The organism is Streptomyces sp. NPDC058812 (assembly GCF_042744565.1).
GTDB lineage: Bacteria > Actinomycetota > Actinomycetes > Streptomycetales > Streptomycetaceae > Streptomyces > Streptomyces thinghirensis.
Map to the genome: position 1 here is coordinate 142566 of NZ_JBHYOB010000011.1, position 19265 is coordinate 161830.

The 19265-nt window shown below is 72.5% G+C and carries 13 protein-coding genes and 1 pseudogene; 5 read left to right on the forward strand and 9 right to left on the reverse strand.

The genetic code is table 11. The features are described from left to right. The first annotated feature begins 27 nt into the window (after window positions 1-27). Window positions 28-2625 carry a DEAD/DEAH box helicase gene (locus tag ACFW48_RS23455; protein ID WP_386317547.1) on the forward strand — a complete coding sequence of 866 codons (2598 nt, stop codon included), beginning with the start codon at window positions 28-30 and terminating at the stop codon, window positions 2623-2625. 253 nt (window positions 2626-2878) lie between these two features. Here the strand turns inward: ACFW48_RS23455 and ACFW48_RS23460 are convergent. The 7 genes and pseudogenes from ACFW48_RS23460 to ssd form a co-directional block, all read right to left on the reverse strand. Beyond that, a pseudogene (locus ACFW48_RS23460) lies at window positions 2879-3211 on the reverse strand (Rv3654c family TadE-like protein); the annotation flags it as partial. Window positions 3212-3498: 287 nt separating this feature from the next. Continuing rightward, window positions 3499-3900: a TadE family type IV pilus minor pilin gene (locus tag ACFW48_RS23465; RefSeq protein WP_386317549.1), complete on the reverse strand. Its 402-nt coding sequence runs from the start codon at window positions 3898-3900 to the stop codon at window positions 3499-3501. Then, window positions 3887-4114, reverse strand: coding sequence for a DUF4244 domain-containing protein (locus ACFW48_RS23470; RefSeq protein WP_386317551.1), 228 nt, complete (start codon window positions 4112-4114; stop codon window positions 3887-3889). The genes ACFW48_RS23465 and ACFW48_RS23470 overlap by 14 nt, the downstream gene beginning before the upstream one ends. A 95-nt stretch (window positions 4115-4209) precedes the next feature. Next, window positions 4210-5007, reverse strand: coding sequence for a type II secretion system F family protein (locus ACFW48_RS23475; RefSeq protein WP_386317553.1), 798 nt, complete (start codon window positions 5005-5007; stop codon window positions 4210-4212). Further along, on the reverse strand, window positions 5004-5879 hold the full coding sequence (locus ACFW48_RS23480) for a type II secretion system F family protein (protein ID WP_386317555.1): 876 nt from the start codon (window positions 5877-5879) through the stop codon (window positions 5004-5006). The genes ACFW48_RS23475 and ACFW48_RS23480 overlap by 4 nt, the downstream gene beginning before the upstream one ends. Next, window positions 5876-7048, reverse strand: coding sequence for a TadA family conjugal transfer-associated ATPase (locus ACFW48_RS23485; RefSeq protein ID WP_386317557.1), 1173 nt, complete (start codon window positions 7046-7048; stop codon window positions 5876-5878). Before ACFW48_RS23485 ends, ACFW48_RS23480 begins: the two co-directional genes overlap by 4 nt. A 770-nt stretch (window positions 7049-7818) precedes the next feature. Beyond that, complete coding sequence (ssd, locus tag ACFW48_RS23490) at window positions 7819-8943, reverse strand: septum site-determining protein Ssd (protein WP_386317559.1); 1125 nt, start codon at window positions 8941-8943, stop codon at window positions 7819-7821. Window positions 8944-9614: 671 nt separating this feature from the next. Here ssd and ACFW48_RS23495 point away from each other — a divergent pair. Next, window positions 9615-10460, forward strand: a complete 846-nt coding sequence (locus ACFW48_RS23495) for an HAD family hydrolase (RefSeq protein ID WP_386317561.1) — start codon at window positions 9615-9617, stop codon at window positions 10458-10460. A 426-nt stretch (window positions 10461-10886) separates the two neighbouring features. Here ACFW48_RS23495 and ACFW48_RS23500 read toward each other — a convergent pair whose 3' ends face one another. After that, window positions 10887-11711 carry an oxidoreductase gene (locus tag ACFW48_RS23500; protein WP_386317563.1) on the reverse strand — a complete coding sequence of 275 codons (825 nt, stop codon included), beginning with the start codon at window positions 11709-11711 and terminating at the stop codon, window positions 10887-10889. 111 nt (window positions 11712-11822) lie between these two features. Here ACFW48_RS23500 and ACFW48_RS23505 point away from each other — a divergent pair, with 111 nt between their 5' ends. Then, the gene (locus ACFW48_RS23505; protein WP_386317565.1) at window positions 11823-12803 is read left to right on the forward strand and encodes an ATP-binding protein; all 981 of its coding nucleotides are present in this window, start codon (window positions 11823-11825) and stop codon (window positions 12801-12803) included. A 29-nt stretch (window positions 12804-12832) separates the two neighbouring features. On the opposite strand, the gene ACFW48_RS23510 is transcribed toward ACFW48_RS23505, so the two are convergent. Further along, on the reverse strand, window positions 12833-14116 hold the full coding sequence (locus ACFW48_RS23510) for a hypothetical protein (RefSeq protein ID WP_386317566.1): 1284 nt from the start codon (window positions 14114-14116) through the stop codon (window positions 12833-12835). 348 nt (window positions 14117-14464) lie between these two features. On the opposite strand from ACFW48_RS23510, the gene ACFW48_RS23515 reads away from it, so the two are divergent. Both ACFW48_RS23515 and acs read left to right on the forward strand, forming a co-directional pair. Beyond that, window positions 14465-16987, forward strand: a complete 2523-nt coding sequence (locus tag ACFW48_RS23515) for a SulP family inorganic anion transporter (protein ID WP_386317567.1) — start codon at window positions 14465-14467, stop codon at window positions 16985-16987. Window positions 16988-17205: 218 nt separating this feature from the next. Continuing rightward, window positions 17206-19161, forward strand: a complete 1956-nt coding sequence (gene acs / locus ACFW48_RS23520; RefSeq protein WP_386317568.1) for an acetate--CoA ligase — start codon at window positions 17206-17208, stop codon at window positions 19159-19161. Window positions 19162-19265: the final 104 nt, after the last annotated feature.

Here is a 19265-nt window from a genome sequence, read left to right on the forward strand (position 1 = left end):
AGCCCCCAGGACGGTTCGCCAGCCGCGATGGCATTCAATCACTTACCGGCAGGCGTGCACGACGCCTTGGTCCCATTGTCCGTCACGCCGGTGACAGACTCGGTGCCGATGGCCAAGAATCACCGAACCGATCGACCCCCGGCGGAGCCCGGCTCCAGGCCGGAACCGGGCATGCTCCTGGACCGGCTCGCCGCGGGACCGAGCCGGGCTGCGCGCATCACTCATACGGAGCACTTGCCCCCGCGTGCGGGCCGTCATGCCGTCTGGCCGGACCGGATTCGACCAGAGGTCCTCGCGGCGGTGCGGGCCGCGGGCATCGAACACCCCTGGGCCCACCAGGCACGCGTGGCCGAGCACGCCCTGGACGGCGACTCGGTGGTCGTCGCCACGGGCACCGCCTCCGGCAAGTCCCTGGCGTATCTGGTGCCGGTGCTGTCGACGCTCCTGGACGGATCCGAGGCCCCCAACGGGCGCGGCGCCACCGCCCTCTACCTGGCTCCGACCAAGGCGCTGGCCGCCGACCAGTGCCGGTCCGTGAAGGAACTTTCACAGCCTCTGGGCACATCAGTGCGGACCGCGGTGTACGACGGCGACACGCCGTTCGAGGAACGCGAGTGGATCCGCCAGTACGGCACCTACGTGCTGACCAACCCGGACATGCTGCACCGCGGCATCCTGCCGTCCCACCCCCGCTGGTCCTCCTTCCTGAAGTCGCTGAAGTACGTCGTCATCGACGAGTGCCACACCTACCGGGGCGTCTTCGGTTCCCATGTCGCCCAGGTGCTGCGCAGATTGCGCCGACTGTGCGCCCGCTACGGCGCGTCGCCCGTCTTCCTGCTCGCCTCCGCCACCGCCGCAGAGCCCTCGGTGGCGGCCCGCCGGCTCACCGGCCTGCCGGTGGTCGAGGTCGCCGACGACGCCTCACCGCGCGGTGAACTGGTGTTCGCCCTCTGGGAGCCGCCACTGACCGAGCTGGAGGGCGAGAAGGGCGCGCCGGTCCGCCGCACGGCCACCGCCGAGGCCGCCGACCTGCTCACCGACCTCACCGTGCAGGGGATGCGGTCGATCACCTTCGTACGCTCCCGGCGTGGCGCCGAGCTGATCTCGGTGATCGCCAAGGAACGTCTGGCCGAGGTCGACCGCTCGCTGCCCGGGCGCGTCGCGGCCTACCGCGGCGGCTACCTCCCCGAGGAGCGCCGCGCCCTGGAACGGGCCCTCCACTCCGGCGAACTCCTCGGCCTCGCGGCGACGAACGCCCTCGAACTCGGCCTCGACATCTCCGGCCTGGACGCCGTGGTGATCGCCGGCTACCCGGGCACCCGGGCCTCTCTGTGGCAGCAGGCGGGCCGGGCGGGGCGGTCCGGGCAGGGAGCCCTCGCGGTGCTGGTGGCCCGCGACGATCCGCTGGACACCTTCCTCGTCCACCACCCCGAGGCCCTGTTCGACCAGCCCGTGGAGTCCACGGTCCTCGACCCCGACAACCCGTACGTCCTCGCCCCCCACCTGTGCGCGGCGGCGGCCGAGCTGCCCCTGACCGACGATGACCTGACGCTGTTCGGCCCCGCCTGCGAGGAGTTGCTCCCCCAGTTGGAGGCGGCCGGGTTGCTGCGCCGCCGGACGCGGGCCTGGCACTGGACGCGCCGGGAGAGGGCCGCCGACCTGACCGACATCCGCGGGGAGGGCGGACGGCCGGTCCAGGTCGTCGAGGCCGGGACGGGCCGACTGCTGGGCACGGTGGACGCCGGCGCCGCCCACACGACGGTCCACGAGGGCGCCGTACACCTCCACCAGGGCCGCACGTATCTCGTCCGCTCCCTCGACCTGGAGGACTCCGTCGCGCTGGTCGAGGAGGCCACACCCGCCTACTCGACGGTCGCCCGCGACACGACGGCGATCTCGGTCCTGGAGACCGACATCGAGGTCCCCTGGGGCGACGGGCGCCTGTGCTACGGCTCCGTCGAGGTCACCAACCAAGTGGTCTCCTTCCTGCGCCGACGCCTCATCACCGGCGAGGTCCTGGGTGAGACGAAGCTGGACCTCCCCCCTCGGACGCTGCGCACCCGCGCGGTGTGGTGGACGGTCACCGAGGACCAGCTGGACGCTGCCCGGATCAACCCGGAGATCCTCGGCGGAGCCCTGCACGCCGCCGAGCACGCCTCGATCGGCTTGCTACCCCTGTTCGCGACCTGCGACCGCTGGGACATCGGCGGCGTGTCGGTTCCCCTGCACCCCGACACACTGCTCCCGACGGTCTTCGTCTACGACGGCCACCCCGGCGGCGCGGGCTTCGCCGAGCGCGCCTTCCACACGGCCCGCGACTGGCTCACGGCCACCCGGGAGGCCATCGCCTCCTGCGAGTGCGACGCCGGCTGCCCGTCCTGCATCCAGTCCCCCAAGTGCGGCAACGGCAACGAGCCGCTGCACAAGCGGGGGGCCGTACGGCTGCTCACGGTGCTGTTGCGGGGAGCGGCGGAGGGGGACGCGGGCCGAGGCGCGGAGACAAGGACGGGTCCGAGGACGGATCCGGGGTCGGATCCGGGGTCGGATCCGGGGTCGGATCCGGGGTCGGATCCGGAGGTGAGTCCCGCCGCCGGGCCGGAGTCGGCCGGTACGGAGGCCGGGTAGGCGGAACCCCCGCCGTGAGCCCGCTCGGCGGGGCCCCGGTCGCCGGGACATCGGTCGCCGGGGCACCAGCCAGCGGGGCACCCGTCTCTGGGGCACCACCCAGCGGGGCACCCGTCCCTGGGACACCACCCAGCGGGGCACCCGTCCCTGGGACACCACCCAGCGGGACACCCGCCCCCGGGTCACCCACCCCCGGGGCACCACCCAGCGAGACGCCCTCCCCCGGGACATCCCCCAGCGGGGCACCCGTCCCCGGTAGATCCGTCGCCGGCCCCGCTCTCGCCCGGACCTCCGCCGCGAACGGCCCTCGGCCCGACGCCACCGTCACGTCCGAGACCTGGCCAGTGAGGACGCACCGCACCAGCCGGGCCCCCTGGGCCCGCGCGACCTGGTCCGCCCTGGCACACGCGGCCGTGCCGCCGCGTGCCCAGTGGTCCGCCGCCGCGAGCGCCGCCAGATCGGCGCCGCCGGCCGCGCGATGCCGGGCCACGACGGCCTGACCCAGGGCCAGCACGATGCCGAACACCAGGCACAGGATGGCGACGGCGCCTACGCTCCAGACTGTTGCGGAACCTCTGTCGGAGCCGCCTCCGAAGCCGGAACCGCTTCCGGAGCCGGAGCCGGAGCCAGTACCCGAGCCGGAGCCAGTGCCGAAGCCGGCGTCCGAGCCGAAACCAGTGCCCGAGCCAGCGCCCCAGGCAGAGCCCGAGCCAGCGCCTGCGCCTGCGCCGAAGCCCAAGACAGAGCCCGAGCCGACGCCCAAGGCAGAGCCAGCGCCCGAACCAGAGCCGAAGCCCGATCCCGAGCCCGACCCGGCACCCGAGCCGGCGCCAGCGCATCGGCCGGTCCCCGACCGGAGCAGGACGCCGCCCCTCATGGCCCCGCCCCCACCGTCCGCTCCACCAAAGCCACGGCCTCCTCCCGGACCTCGAAGGGCAGCCCGTGCAACGCCGGTGGCTCGGCCACCACGGTCACACGGACCCGGTCCGCCTCCCGGCTGACCGTGACCCGCGCCCCGCGCGGTGCCGCCTCTCTCGTGACCTCGGCGACCGCGTCGGCCGGATCCTGACGGGCCGCCGCGCGGGCGCCCGTCCGGGCCGCGTCCACGCACTGGATCTGAGCGGCCACCACAAGCAGCCCATACACCAGCGCCATCGCGAACACCACCAGCACCGGCAGCACCACGGCCGTCTCCGCCGTCACGAACCCCCTGTCGGAGCGGCCGACGAAGCCTCTGCGGGCTCCCGCCCTCGCTGCCCGCTCACATCCGCGCATCGAGTGCCTGCTTCACGATGCCCTGCAGCTCCGCGCTGACCGCGCCGCTCGTCACCACCTTGTAGAGGACCACGGCGAACGCCACCGCCGCGACGATCCCCATCGCGTACTCCGAGGTGACCATCCCCGCGTCCCGCCGCGCCATCCGTACTGCTCCGCGCACCAGGGCACTCAGCCGTGCCCGTACCACCTGTGCCCGTACCACCTGATACATCGCAACCCCCGTAAGGTCCGTTCCCGTTGCCACTTGCTCGTCCGTCGCCGGTCACTCACTCGCGGGCCCGGCGCCCGCCCGCCCTCTCCGTTCCGTCAGCCGCCGCCTCCTCCGTCTCCCAGCGCCTCGCCCGCGAGCCCGATCACCACCGGCAGTACGCCCACCGCGATGAACGCGGGCAGGAAGCACAGCCCCACCGGCGCGGTGACCATGACGGCCGCCCGACGGGCCCGGGCGGTCGTGGCGCGGCCCCAGTCGGCACGGGCCTGGGCGGCGAGCCTGGCGACCGGGCCGGCCGCGGGCAGGCCGGACACGTCGGCCCGTTCCAGCAGCCGCGCCAGCGGCCCGGCGCCCGGAATCGCGGCCAAGCCCCGCCAGGATCCGCCCGGTTCGCCGCCCAGCCGGACCTCGGCGGCGCCGCGCCCCAACGCGTCTCCGACGGGTCCGCCGAGGGCGTCGCCCACCGCCTGGGCCGCGGCCACCGGTCCGGCACCCGCCGCGATGCACGCGGCCAGCAGATCGGCCGCCAACGGCATCTGGCGGGCGGCTTCCGCGGCAACGGTCTCCGCCGCGGCCGTACCGGAAGCCGACCGTCGGGAGCGCCAACGCCACAGCGCTGCCGCGCCCAGCAGCCCCACCACGACTCCGGCACCGCCCCCGATCAGGGCCCAGCCGGCACCCACCGTGCCCACCAGCGGCAGCCATCCGCGCACGGCGCCCAGCACCTCGGCGCGTCGTGGGACGGTACGGGCCGGTCGCGGGGTCAGCAGCGCGGTGAGCCGCCTGCGTACCGTCCGCTCCCGCCGCGCGGCCCCGACCGCACGCGCCAGCCATCCGGCGACCAGCACCGTCCCCACCACCGCCCCCAGCCTGTGGACAACGTCCCCGTTCACGACACCGCCTCCGCCGCTCGCACGATCCGCGTCACCCACCACACGCCCAGGCCCTCCAGAACCCCGCCGACCAGCAGACAACCCAGCCCGGGTCCGGTGTGCAGCAGCACGTGCAGCGGGTCGGCTCCGAGGGCGAAGCCGAGCAGGAGCCCGAGGACCGGCAGGCCGGCGAGCATCACCGCCGTGGCGCGAGCGCCCGCCAACTGGGCTCGTAGGTCGGAGCGCTGGTCCCGTTCGGCGCGTAGAGCGCCCTCCAGCCGATCGAGCCCGGCCGCCAGCCCGGCACCCTGATCCACGGCGACCGACCAGCACGCCGCGAGCCCCCGCAGCCCCTCGGCACCCGGCTGCCGCGCCGCCGCCGCGAACGCCCCCGGGACGTCCCCTCCGAACCGGGCCGCCGCCAGCACCGCCGCCTGCGCTTCACCGAGCCCTCCGGAGACGTGGGCGGCGCACAGCAGCGCCTCGCCCGGCTGCCGCCCCGCGCGCACCTCCCCGGCGAGCGCCCCGCACAGCGCGATCACCCCGTCCTGCCGGTGCTCCCGGGCCCGCCGTGCCCGGCCGGCCAGCCGTGTCCGCCGCAGCACCGGCACCCCGGCCGCCCCCGCGACGACCGGCAGCACCGAACTGCCCAGCACGGCCAGCAGCAGCCCGGCCCCGAACGACCACCACTCGGGCCGCAACCGGCCACGGACACGCCGCAGAGCGTCGGTCACCCGGCGCAGTGCGGGCGGTCCGGTGCCGGCCGCCCCGCCCTCGGCGAGCACCAGCCGCGCACGCCGCACCCCGGAGTGCCACCCACTCCCGGCCGGCCACGCCGCCGCCCCCAGACAGACCAGGGCCACGCCCGTCGACAGCTCAACCGTCCCCGTCACCTGTACGCCTCCCGTCCAACGGCTCGCATGTCGAGCCCGTCACCGCAGAGCAGCTCCCGCAGCCGCTCCCACCCGCGTTCGGCCACGAAGGCCTCCGCTCCCCACCGCAGCGCCGGCACCGTCCGCACCAGCCCCGTCGGGTCGCGCTCCAGTACGTGCACCTCGGCGATCCGGCGTCGTCCGGACCTGTCCCGTACCAAGTGCAGGACCACCGAAAGGGCCGCCGCGAGCTGGCTGTGCAGGGCCGCCCGGTCGAGGCCCGCGGCTGTGCCGAGCGCCTCCAGCCGGGCCGGTACGTCGGCGGCGGCGTTGGCGTGCACCGTCCCGCAGCCGCCCTCGTGGCCGGTGTTCAACGCCGCGAGCAGATGGACCACTTCGGGCCCGCGCACCTCGCCGACGACCAGCCGGTCCGGGCGCATGCGCAGCGCCTGCCGCACCAGGTCCTCCAGGGTCACCAGGCCCGCGGCCTCCTGGTTGGCGGGTCTGGTCTCCAGGCGGACGACGTGCGGATGGTCCGGCCGCAGCTCCCCCGAGTCCTCGGCGAGCACGACGCGCTCGTCCGGTCCGATGAGCCCGAGCAGCGCGCTCAGCAGCGTCGTCTTGCCGCTGCCGGTGCCACCGCTGACGAGGAAGGACAGCCGTGCTCCCAGCAGCGCGCGCAGTACGCGGTCACCGCCGGGCGGCACGGTGCCGGCCGCCGCGAGTTCGTCGAGGGTGAACGCGCGCGGCCGTACCACCCGTAGCGACAGACACGTGCAGCCGACGGCTACCGGAGGCAGTACCGCGTGCAGCCGGGTGCCGTCGGGCAGCCGGGCGTCCACCCACGGCCGGGCGTCGTCCAGCCGGCGCCCGGCGACAGTGGCGAGGCGCTGCGCGAGCCGCCGTACCGCACCGGCGTCCGGGAAGGAGACCGTCGTCAGCTCAAGGCCGCCGCCCCGGTCCACCCAGACCCGGTCCGGGGCGGACACCAGTACGTCGGTCACCGACGGGTCGGCGAGCAGCGGTTCCAGTGGTCCGCTGCCGACGAGTTCCGACCTCAGCTGCTCGGCGGCACCGAGGATCTCGGCGTCCCCGAGCACCCGCCCCTGCTCCCGCAGGGCCTGTGCCACACGCGCGGGCGTCGGTTCGGCCCCGCTCTCGGCAAGCCACCGCCGGACACCGTCGAGCATCCCGGCAGCCGGGCCCGGCCCACTTCCGGAAGTCGCCGTCGGCGTCCGCCCGGAAGCCGCCCCCGACAGCCGCCCGACGGCCGACCCCGCAGGCCGGGCGGAAGCTGCTCCAGGGGACGCCCGGGAAGCCCAGCCCGGGACCATCCGCGCAGCCGGCCCCGCGGGCGTCCCGGAAGTCCGGCCGCCCCGGCCCTGACCCGCGGACCGCCCCTCGGGCATCCCGGGGACCCCGCCCGGCGACCGCTCGCCGACCGGCCGTCGTAGCTCCCCGGAGCCCGCCATCGCCGACAGCCGTGAGGCCATCACCGCCCCGGGCTCTCCCCCAGGGGGCCCTGCACGCCTGCCTCCGGCTTTCCCGGCCGTGTCCACCTTCACGGACCTCGGTCCGCAGGCCACCCCAGCGGGCTCCCCCGCGAACCGCCCCGCCGCCGCCCCGTCGGCCGCCCGGGCCGATGCCATCGAAGGCCCGCCCGCGGGCGGGCCTTCGGACAGCCCGGAGCCCATCCCCGCAGACAGCCCGGAGGCCGTCCCCGCGGACAGCCCGAGGGCCCGCCCCGCGGACAGCCCGGAGCCCGTCCCCGCAGACAGCCCGAGGGCCCGCCCCGCAGACCCCTTGAGCGTCATCCCCCCACACCCCCCGAGCGTCATCCCCGCGGACCCCGCGCCCGACGTCCCACCAGACGTCCCCGCACCCACCTCAACCCGCCTCTCACCACTCACCGCGTCGGCCCACACGCCACCAGTCGCCCTCTCAGGTCCCATCAGCGCCCTCATGCGTCCCCTCCCGTCTCCACCAGCGCCCGCTCCCAGAACTCCCTGCAGAAGCGCGCGAGCGGCCCGCGTGCGGACGCGCCCGGGGGACGCCCGGCCTCGGTTGCGCGCAGGAGCCCGGACTCGACGGGCACCTCGCCGGCCAGGGGCAGTCCGAGCAACCGGGACACCTCGCGGTCGTCGAGTCCGGAGGCGTACGGCCCGCGTACCGCGACTCGGAGGTCGCGCAGGAGCATGCCGACCGCGGCGGCCACCCGGCCGGCCGCCGCGACGGCCCGCAGTTCGGCCGGGACGACGAGGAGTCCGACGTCGAGCTGGGCGAGGACCTCGGCGACGCCGTCGTCGATCCGGCGCGGCAGGTCGACGACGACCGTGCCGCCCCGGCGCCTGGCCGCAGCGAGCACCGCCCGAACGGCCTGGGGCGGCACCGTGACGCAGTCCCCCCGGTCCCAGCTGAGCACCCGCAGCGAGTGCAGCTCGGGCAGCGACTCCTCCAGGGCGCCGCCGCCGACCCGCCCCCGCGAGGCCGCGAACGCGGGCCACCTGAGCCCCTCGGCCGTCTCCCCGCCGAGGAGCACGTCGAGGCCGCCGCCCAGCGGGTCGGCGTCCACCAGGAGGCTGCGCAGCCCCTCTCGTGCGGAGCTGACGGCGAGCGCGCAGGCCAGCGTGGACGCTCCGGCGCCGCCTCGGCCGCCGATGACGCCGACGGTGAGTGCGGCCCGGCCGACGCCCTCGGCGACGTCGGCGATGCGGTCGACCAGCCACTGCTCGCCGTCGGGCAGCATCAGGACGTGGTCGGCGCCGATCTCGACGGCCCGCTGCCAGACCCCCGAATCGTCCTGGTCACGGCCCACGAGGACCACTCCTCGTCTCCGCACGGCTCCGCGTACACGTCGCGCGGCGTCGTCGCCGACGAGCACGAGCGGCGCGGCTTCCCAGCCACCCCGCTGTCCGGAGGCAGAGGGCGCCGAGGGCACCGAGTGGTGCACCTCCGGCGTGGCGCCGGCCGCCGCGCACAGGCGCAGCAGGTCGTCGAGGAGTTCGGTGTCCTCGGTGACGATCAGTGGTCCGCTCTGCCGCCCTCCGGCTGCGGGCGGCGGATCGTGGGTGATGGTTCCGGTCATGACTCGTGTCCCCCTTCGCCGCGACTCCCGCGGTCGCGCCCGACTTCTGTGACCTCGCGCAGCCCTTGCGGCCCCGCGCTTCCCAACCGTGTGGAGAACCGGCAAAACGGTCCCCACATGAACGGCCGACGTGAACGCCCGACTTGGGCACCGACTTGCGCGTCGGCTTGAACATCGGTCGAGCCCGGCCATACGCATCCGGCTAACAGAACCGGCCGTGGAAGTCGGCGCGGCCCGGACGCATGGGAATCACGGTGCAGCGATCCGGAAAATCGTGTGGATCTTGTTCAAAAACTGTGGACAACTCAACGATTGTGAATATCGCGTCACTCAAACCGGTGAGCCCGCACGCGCGCCGCTCCAGCCCTTGTACGACTCCCGCAGAGCAGTCCGACGACTACGCTGCGTAGCGGGTCATGCGCATGACATGTCATCGGGGATCGGCGCCGCCACGACCCGGAACCGGGAGCGAGGAGAGCGGAAAAACCCACCCGGACATGCGACGACCCCCGCCGGGGGGGAGAGCGGGGGTCGTCTCCACGGCCGACTCGGGGGGGGAGGAGTCGGACCGGGTTAGCACGGTCGCGAACGATCCGTGACTTCCATGGTGTACCCGAGAGCCATCTCAGGCAAACCCACGCGCCCCACCTTACGCCGAATGGGCTGCGCCTATGCTCGGGGTCGTGGAAAACCACTCCTTGCCGCACTCCATGCCCCGCACAGCCGCCTTCTTTGACCTGGACAAGACGGTCATTGCGAAGTCGAGCACGCTCACGTTCAGCAAGTCGTTCTACCAAGGCGGGCTGATCAACCGCAGGGCAGTCTTGCGTACCGCATATGCCCAGTTCGTCTTCCTCGCGGGCGGAGCCGACCACGACCAGATGGAGCGGATGCGCGAGTACCTCTCCGCACTGTGCCGCGGCTGGAACGTCCAGCTGGTCAAGGAACTCGTCGCCGAGACCCTGCACGACCTGATCGACCCGATCATCTACGACGAGGCCGCCTCCCTGATCGAGGAGCACCACACCGCCGGCCGCGACGTCGTGATCGTCTCCACGTCGGGCGCCGAGGTCGTCGAGCCGATCGGTGAGCTGCTCGGCGCGGACCGGGTGGTGGCGACCCGCATGATCGTGGGCGACGACGGATGCTTCACGGGAGAGGTGGAGTACTACGCGTACGGCCCCACCAAGGCGGAGGCGATCCAGGAGCTGGCCAAGTCCGAGGGGTACGACCTGACCCGCTGCTACGCCTACAGCGACTCGGCGACCGACCTGCCGATGCTGGAGTCCGTCGGACACCCTCACGCGGTGAACCCGGACCGAACTCTGCGCCGCGAGGCTCTCGCGCGCGAGTGGCCGATTCTCGATTTCCATCGTCCGGTACGCCTCAAGCAGCGGATCCGGGGTTTCTCCGTACCGCCGCGTCCGGCGCTCGTCGCCGCGGCCGCGGTAGGCGCCGCGGCGGCCACCGCGGGCCTCGTCTGGTACGCGAGCCGACGGCGGTCCGCGGCGGCCTGAGCCACTGATCCGAATCCGCAGCCATTGATCCGGCAGCCATTGATCCGGATCCACCCTTTCACCCGTGTATGAGCGCAAAAGTAAAGAAGTGCGGTCGGCACTTCCGCTTGCTCCGGGGCAGGAGTACAAAGGAATCAACGGCCCGCGAGACCAAGGACATCCGAAAGGATCACCTTAAGAACGCATCTGGCCCCACGGACCGAGCATGGACACCGGGCACCCACGCGACGTCGACCCGTCGATTACGGGCCAGCCGCACCAGGTGACGGGCAAAGTTCCCGACCTGATGGGCAACACATCGAGGACGCCTGGTAACCCGGTGGTCATGCCAGCGGCGGTACGAGCACTCGTACCGCCGCATTTCTCCGTCTCGCGCGCCTCCTGTGCGCCTCTCGTACGCCCCTCGGGCGCCTGTCTTGCGTACTCTTACGCCGCCCCGCGCTGGAGCGCCTCGCACACCGCCGTCGACTCGCGCGCGCCCAGTTCGACCGCCCTGCCGCAGTGGGCGATCCAGGCGGCCATGCCCTCCGGGGTCCCGGAGACGTAGCCGTCGAGCGCCGCCAAGTAGGCCGCGCGGCCCAGCTCGGCATGGCCGACCTCGGCCGGACAGACCGATTTCGGGTCCAGACCGCTGTTGATCAGAACGATTCGCTCGGCCGCGCGCGCGACCAGGCCGTTGTGCGTCGTGAAGGGACGCAACGCCAGGAGTTCGCCGTGCACGACGGCCGCCGTCACCAGAGCCGGCGCGGACCCGCCCGCCATGACCAGCGCGGCCAGGCCGTCCAGGCGGCCGTGCGCCTCCTCGGCGCCGGGCAGCGGCAGCTCCACGAGCGGTTCGTCCACCGGCTCGCCCTCCTGGCGGGGCCGTCCCACGTGGTCGGCCTTGTCCGCGGCCGCCACCAGGTGCAGCCGGGCCAGGACCCGCAGCGGGGACTGCCGCCAGATGGACAGCAGCTGCCCCGCCTCGGCGGTCAGCCGCAGGGCCGCACCCACCGCACGCGCCTCGTCGTCACCACTGAAGTCGGTCCGCCTGCGCACCTCCTCCAGGACCCAGTCCGCCCCGGACAGCGCCGCCGAGCCCCGGGCGCCGCGCAGGGCCGCCTCGGAGGTGATCTCGTTGCTGCGGCGCCGCATGATCCGGTGGCCGTAGACCCGGTCCACGGCCTTGCGTACGGACTCCACGGACTCGGCCACGCCGGGCAGTGCGCCCAGGGCCGCGAGCGGATCGGCGGTCGCGCCTGTCGTACTCATGAGTACGACCCTACGCATCCCGGCGCCACACCCCACGAACGAGTGGTCTTCTTCACGTACCTCCGGACTCCCGCGCCACCTACGGCCACCGCACAACTACGCTTGGTGAACATGAAAATTGCTTTCGTCGGGAAGGGCGGCAGCGGCAAGACCACCCTGTCCTCCCTGTTCGTCCGTCATCTCGCCGCCACCGGGGCACCCGTCGTCGCGATCGACGCCGACATCAACCAGCACCTGGGGGCCGCGCTGGGGCTCGACGAGGCGGAGGCGGCCGGGCTGCCCGCGATGGGCGAGCACCTCCCGCTGATCAAGGACCACCTGCGCGGCACCAACCCGCGCATCGCCTCCGCCGAGAAGATGATCAAAACCACCCCGCCCGGCGAGGGGTCGCGCCTGCTGCGGGTGCGCGAGGACAACCCGGTCTACGACGCCTGCGCCCGGCCGGTGGAACTGGACGGCGGGGCCGTCCGTTTGATGGTCACCGGGCCCTTCACGGACGCCGACCTGGGTGTCGCCTGCTATCACTCCAAGACGGGAGCGGTCGAGCTGTGCCTGAACCACCTGGTCGACGGCCGTGACGAGTACGTCGTGGTCGACATGACCGCCGGCTCGGACTCGTTCGCCTCCGGCATGTTCACCCGCTTCGACATCACGTTCCTCGTCGCCGAGCCGACCCGGAAGGGAGTCTCCGTCTACCGCCAGTACAAGGAGTACGCCCGCGACTTCGGCGTCGCCCTGAAGGTCGTCGGCAACAAGGTGCAGGGACCGGACGACCTCGACTTCCTCCGTGAACAGGTGGGAGACGACCTGCTGGTGACCGTCGGGCACTCGGACTGGGTGCGCGCCATGGAGAAGGGCCGGCCACCCCTGTTCGAGCTCCTGGAGGACGCCAACCGCCGTGCGCTCAGCGCCCTGCACACGGCCGTCGACGCGACGTACGAGCTGCGGGACCGGGAGCGCTACACGCGCCAGATGGTCCACTTCCACGTGAAGAACGCCCTCAGCTGGGGCAACGAGCGCACCGGGGCCGACCTGGCGGCGCAGGTCGACCCCGGGTTCGTCCTCGGCGAGGGAGTCGTCGCCCCGGCGTGACGACACCCTCACCGTTCCCGCCGCCTCGGCTACTGCTTGGCGGCCGGCGCCCCGGGCACGCCCTTCGGCGCCGGTGCGGGGGCGGCCGAGAGGAAGGACGCCCAGCCCTTCTTCGGGGCCTCACCGACATCCAGGGTGCGCAGCTTCTTCAGAACCTTCGGGTCCTGGGCGTCCAGCCAGTCCACGAGTTGCCGGAAGGAGACGCAGCGCACCTCGTCCTTGGTGCACACCCCCTCGATGACCTCCTCGATGGCACGCATGTAGGTGCCGCCGTTCCAGGACTCGAAGTGGTTGCCGATGATCAGAGGTGCACGGTTGCCGTCGTAGGCCCGCTGGAAGCCCTGGAGCAGGCCGTCGCGCATCTGGTCGCCCCAGAACTCATGCTTGGCCGGGTCGCCCTGGGTGGTGGTGCCCGACTGGTTGACCATGAAGTTGTAGTCCATGGTGAGCTGCTCGAAGGTGTGCCCGGGGAACGGCACGAGCTGCATCGACAGGTCCCACAACCCCTGTTTCTTCTTCGGCCAGACCTGGTTGTTCACGCCGCTGCTGTCGTAGCGGAAGCCCATCTCACCGGCGGCCCGCACGAAGTTCTTCTGGCCCTCCAGGCACGGGGTGCGGGCGCCGATCAGCTCCTTGTCGTAGTCGAAGGGCAGGGGTGCCGCGTTCTTCGCCCCGGTGTTGGTCTTCCAGGTCTTCACGAACTGCTTGGCCTGGCTGATCTCGTCCTTCCACTCCTCGACGGACCACTCGCCGACCCCGCCGCCGGCGCCGCAGAAGTGGCCGTTGAAGTGGGTGCCGATCTCGTTGCCCTCCAGCCACGCCAGCCGTAGCTGCTTGACGGTGTCGGCGATGCCCTGCTCGTCGTTGAAGCCGATGTCCGAGCGGCCCGGGGAGTGCTGCGGCGGCCGGTACAGGTCCCGCTTCTCCTTCGGCAGCATGTACACGCCGCTCAGGAAGTACGTCATCGTCGCGTTGTTCTCCTTGGCCACTTCACGGAAGTGGGAGAACAGCTTCTGGCTGTCCTCGCCCGCGCCGTCCCAGGAGAACACCACGAACTGCGGGGGCTTCTGGCCGGGCTTGAGACGTTCGGGGCGGGGCAGGTGCGGCTGGGCCCCGGTGTACGCGGTGGAACCGTCGCCGATGAGCCGGACCGCGTTCTTGGGCGCCGGTGCCGCTTTCCCCTTCTCCTTCTGCGGACTGTGCGTCCCTTCACCGGAACCGTTACTGCTGCCGATCGCGCAACCGGCGAGCGACGCGGCGCAGACCGCGACGGCGATCGCGGTGCGCGCGGCGATCCTCTGGGTGGCGGCCATGTTCCGCCCACCTTCTTCCTTCTCTCGGGCCAACGCCGACGAGGGCGATGTCGGGTGCTGAGCCGGGACGTGCCGTCAGCGCCGTCAAGGTGGCACGAATGTGAGAAGGAATTAGTACGACAAGCCGATGAAAAGCCTGATTCACCCGCCTGAGCAGCCCATTACTCCATTTGCGGGAAAAGTCTATGCCTCCTCTTTACTCTGAATTACGATCTGTTTACAGAGCGCAACAACCGAGCGCTCGGGCATCCCGCCGCTGTACGCCGTGACCCACGGCCGCGAACCGCCCCCGTCCAGCGGGGGACCGACCATGACCGCGACCGCGCAGCCCCGGAGGAGACGGGAAACATGTCTGCCTGCGTCCCCGCCCGTGCCGATTCGGCCCGTACCGAACACGTCCATCCACCGCACAGCCCGCCGCCCGGCGGCCCCCGGCGCTTCCGCGTCGCGGGCGCCGACCTGTCGGCCTCGATCGCTGTCTTCCTGATCGCCCTGCCCCTCTCCCTGGGCATCGCCCTCGCCACCGGCGCCCCCCTCCAGGCCGGCCTCGTCGCCGCCGCCGTGGGCGGGATCGTCGCCGGATGGCTCGGCGGCTGCCCGCTCCAGGTCAGCGGCCCGGCCGCCGGGCTCACCGTGGTCACCGCCGACCTCATCGTGCGCTACGGATGGCGTACGACCTGTGCCATCACCGTTCTCGCCGGGCTCGCCCAGCTGGGCCTCGGCTGTCTGCGCGTGGCACGCTCCGCGCTCGCCGTGAGCCCCGCCATCGTGCACGGCATGCTCGCCGGCATCGGCGTCACCATCGCCGTCGCCCAGCTGCACATCGTCCTCGGCGGCACCCCGCAGAGTTCCGTGCCCGACAACCTGCGTGCCCTGCCCGCCCAGTTGGCGAGCCCCAGACCGGCCGACCTCGCGGTGAGCGTGCTGACCCTGACCCTGCTGCTGCTCTGGCCGCGCGTCCCCGGCCGGGCCGGCCGACTCCTGGGCAAGCTCCCCGCCGCCCTGATCGCCGTCGCCGGCGCCACCGCGGTCGCGGCCTTCGCCGGGCTCCGCCTGCCCAAGGTCGACCTGCCGTCCTGGAGCAGCCACGCTTTGGCCACGCTGCCCGACGGCCCGGTGCTCGGACTCGTCGCGGCCGTCCTCACCACCACGCTGGTGTGCAGTGTGCAGTCCCTGCTCGGCGCGGTCGCCGTGGACAAGCTGGCCGCCGCCCGGCCCGGCCTGACCGGCCGCGTAAAGCGCTCCGACCTGGACCGCGAGCTACTGGGACAGGGCGCCGCCAACATCGTCTCCGGGTCGCTCGGCGGGCTGCCCATCGCCGGCGTGGCCGTGCGCAGTTCCGCGAACGTGGCCGCGGGCGCCGTCAGCCGGAACTCCACGATGCTGCACGGCGTTCTCGTAGTGATCGCCACACTGCTGATGGTCCCGGCCCTGGAGCTCATCCCGCTGGCCGCGCTGGCCTCCCTGGTCATGGCCGTCGGCCTCAAGATGGTGTCGCTGAACCACATTCGCACGGTGACCCGCCACCGTGAGGTGCTGGTCTACGCGGTCACCACCTGCGGCGTAGTGTTCCTCGGGGTCCTGGAGGGCGTCGCGCTGGGCATCGCCGTGGCCGTCGGCGTCGCCCTGCACCGCCTGACCCGCACCCGTATCACGCACGACGAGACGGAAGGAGTCCATCACGTACATGTCCGAGGCCAGTTGACGTTCCTCGCGGTGCCGAGGCTCAGCCGGGTCCTGCACCACGTTCCCCAAGGTGCGGATGTCGTCGTGGAGTTGGACGGCTCGTTCATGGACCACGCGGCGTACGAGACACTGCAGGACTGGCAGAGGACGCACATCGCGCAGGGCGGCTCCGTCGACATCACCGGCCGCCGGCCCGGCACCCGTATCTCCGAACCGGCCGACCTGGACGGCTGCCGCTGCCGCCCCTGGACGCCTTGGCGCAATCACCAGTGCGAACCCCCGCGGCCGGCACCCCAGCAGTCGGCACCCCCGCCCGACACGGACCTGCAGGACGACGCCGGCGAGAACGCCGACGCGGCGACCGGCCCGAGCGGGCCCAACGGATCCGATGGACCCAACGGGCCCAACGGACCAGCCGGACGGCCCGACGTGCCCGGCACGAGCGGCAGGGCCGGCACAACCGGCACAACCGGCAGGACCGACGCGCCTGTCAGACCGAGCAGCCCCAACGGACCAAGCGGGCGGGAACTGGCCCGTGGCATCAGCGCGTTCCAGCGCAACACCGCCCCGCTGGTGCGCGGTGAGCTGGCCCGGCTGGCTCGCGAGGGGCAGCAGCCCTCTCAGCTGTTCCTGACCTGCGCCGACTCGCGGGTGGTCACGTCGATGATCACCTCCAGCGGCCCCGGTGACCTCTTCGTCGTGCGCAACGTGGGCAATCTCGTGCCGCTGCCCGGCGAGGAGAGCGGCGACGACTCGGTGGCCGCCGCGATCGAGTACGCGGTGGACATCCTGAAGGTGCGGTCCATCACGGTGTGCGGGCACTCCGGTTGCGGGGCCATGCAGGCGCTGCTCAGCGCCGAGCCCGGAGGTGTGCAGACCCCGCTCAAGCGGTGGCTGCGGCACGCGCTGCCGAGCCTGGAACGCATCTCCGAGGACGAGACGTCCCGGCCCCGCCTGGCCGGACGCCGGTCCGCCGACGCGGCCGAGCAGCTCTGCCTGGCCAACGTGGTCCAGCAGTTGGAGCACCTGCGCGCCCACGACGCGGTGTCCCGGGCACTGGGCGCGGGCGACCTGGAGCTGCACGGCATGTACTTCCACGTGGGCGAGGCCCAGGCGTACCTGCTCTCCGAGGACGCCGGGGACGGGGTGTTCGAGCTGGTGCTGGAGACCGACCTGACCGCCTGAGCGACACGGCGGGCCGAGGCGCGGGGAGTGTGAGGGGTGTTACAGACCCTGAACCCCGCGCCGTCGGCGTCCGTGGGTACGGATGACCACTGGCCGCGAAGACAGGCGAGCGCCAGACAGGTCTAAACCAATTGTCCGTCGACCCTTGTCACCGGCCCCCCGGGTCTGATGAGCTGTGGCCTGGGACACAACGGACAACCCTGAGAACGGGAGATGTCGTGAGCAACGAATCCTTGGCCAACCTGCTCAAGGAAGAGCGCAGGTTCGCGCCCCCCGCCGACCTGGCCGCGAACGCCAACGTCACGGCGGAGGCGTACGAACAGGCCAAGGCCGACCGGCTCGGCTTCTGGGCCGAGCAGGCCCGCCGGCTGAGCTGGGCCGAGGAGCCGACCGAGACCCTCGACTGGTCGAACCCTCCGTTCGCCAAGTGGTTCAAGGACGGCAAGCTCAACGTCGCCTACAACTGCGTGGACCGGCACGTGGAGGCCGGGAACGGCGACCGGGTCGCCATCCACTTCGAGGGCGAGTCCGGCGACAGCCGCGCCATCACCTACGCCCAGCTCAAGGACGAGGTCTCCAAGGCCGCCAACGCCCTGCTGGAGCTGGGCGTGCAGAAGGGCGACCGGGTCGCCGTCTACATGCCGATGATCCCCGAGACGGCGATCGCGATGCTGGCCTGCGCCCGGATCGGCGCCGCCCACTCGGTGGTCTTCGGCGGCTTCTCCTCGGACGCCCTCGCCACCCGCATCCAGGACGCCGACGCCCGCGTCGTCATCACCGCCGACGGCGGCTACCGGCGCGGCAAGCCGTCCGCGCTCAAGCCGGCCGTCGACGAGGCCGTCGAGCGCGCGGGCATCGTCGAGCACGTGCTCGTCGTCCGCCGCACCGGCCAGGAGGTCGCCTGGGACGGCTCACGCGACAAGTGGTGGCACGAGACCGTCGAGAGGCAGTCCGCCGAGCACACGCCGGAGGCGTTCGAGGCGGAGCACCCGCTGTTCATCCTGTACACCTCCGGTACGACGGGCAAGCCCAAGGGCATCCTGCACACCTCCGGCGGCTACCTCACGCAGACGGCGTACACGCACTGGGCGGTCTTCGACCTCAAGCCGGAGACCGACGTCTACTGGTGCACCGCCGACGTCGGCTGGGTCACCGGGCACTCGTACATCGTCTACGGACCGCTCGCCAACGGCGCGACGCAGGTCATGTACGAGGGCACTCCGGACACCCCGCACCAGGGGCGCTTCTGGGAGATCGTGCAGAAGTACAAGGTCTCCATCCTCTACACCGCGCCCACCGCGATCCGGACGTTCATGAAGTGGGGTGACGACATCCCCGCGAAGTTCGACCTGTCGTCCCTGCGCGTCCTCGGCTCGGTCGGCGAGCCGATCAACCCCGAGGCGTGGATCTGGTACCGCAAGAACATCGGTGCCGACGCCACCCCGGTCGTCGACACCTGGTGGCAGACCGAGACCGGCGCGATGATGATCACGCCGCTGCCCGGCGTCACGGACGCCAAGCCGGGCTCCGCCCAGCGCGCGCTGCCCGGCATCTCCGCCACCGTCGTCGACGACGAGGCCAACGAGGTGCCGAACGGCGGTGGCGGCTACCTGGTCCTCACCGAGCCGTGGCCGTCGATGCTGCGCACCATCTGGGGCGACGACCAGCGGTTCATCGACACGTACTGGTCGCGCTTCGAGGGCAAGTACTTCGCCGGCGACGGCGCCAAGAAGGACGACGACGGCGACATCTGGCTGCTCGGCCGCGTCGACGACGTGATGCTGGTCTCCGGCCACAACATCTCCACCACCGAGGTCGAGTCGGCTCTCGTCTCCCACCCGTCGGTCGCCGAGGCGGCAGTGGTCGGCGCGGCGGACGAGACGACCGGGCAGGCCATCGTGGCCTTCGTGATCCTGCGCGGTACGGCCGCGGAGACCGAGACCCTGGTCGGAGAGCTGCGCAACCACGTCGGCGCCACCCTCGGCCCGATCGCCAAGCCCAAGAGGATCCTGCCGGTGGCCGAGCTGCCGAAGACCCGCTCCGGCAAGATCATGCGGCGCCTGCTGCGCGACGTGGCGGAGAACCGGCAGCTCGGGGATGTCACCACCCTGACCGACTCCACCGTCATGGATCTCATCCAGACGAAGCTCCCGGCAGCGTCCAGCGAGGACTGAACCGCCTGTTCCGAGGGCACCCGGCGAGAACGCGCCGGGTGCCCTTTTCGTGCGGAATACCCCGTTACGCACCGTCACGGAGATCACCCGGCACCCTCGCCGCA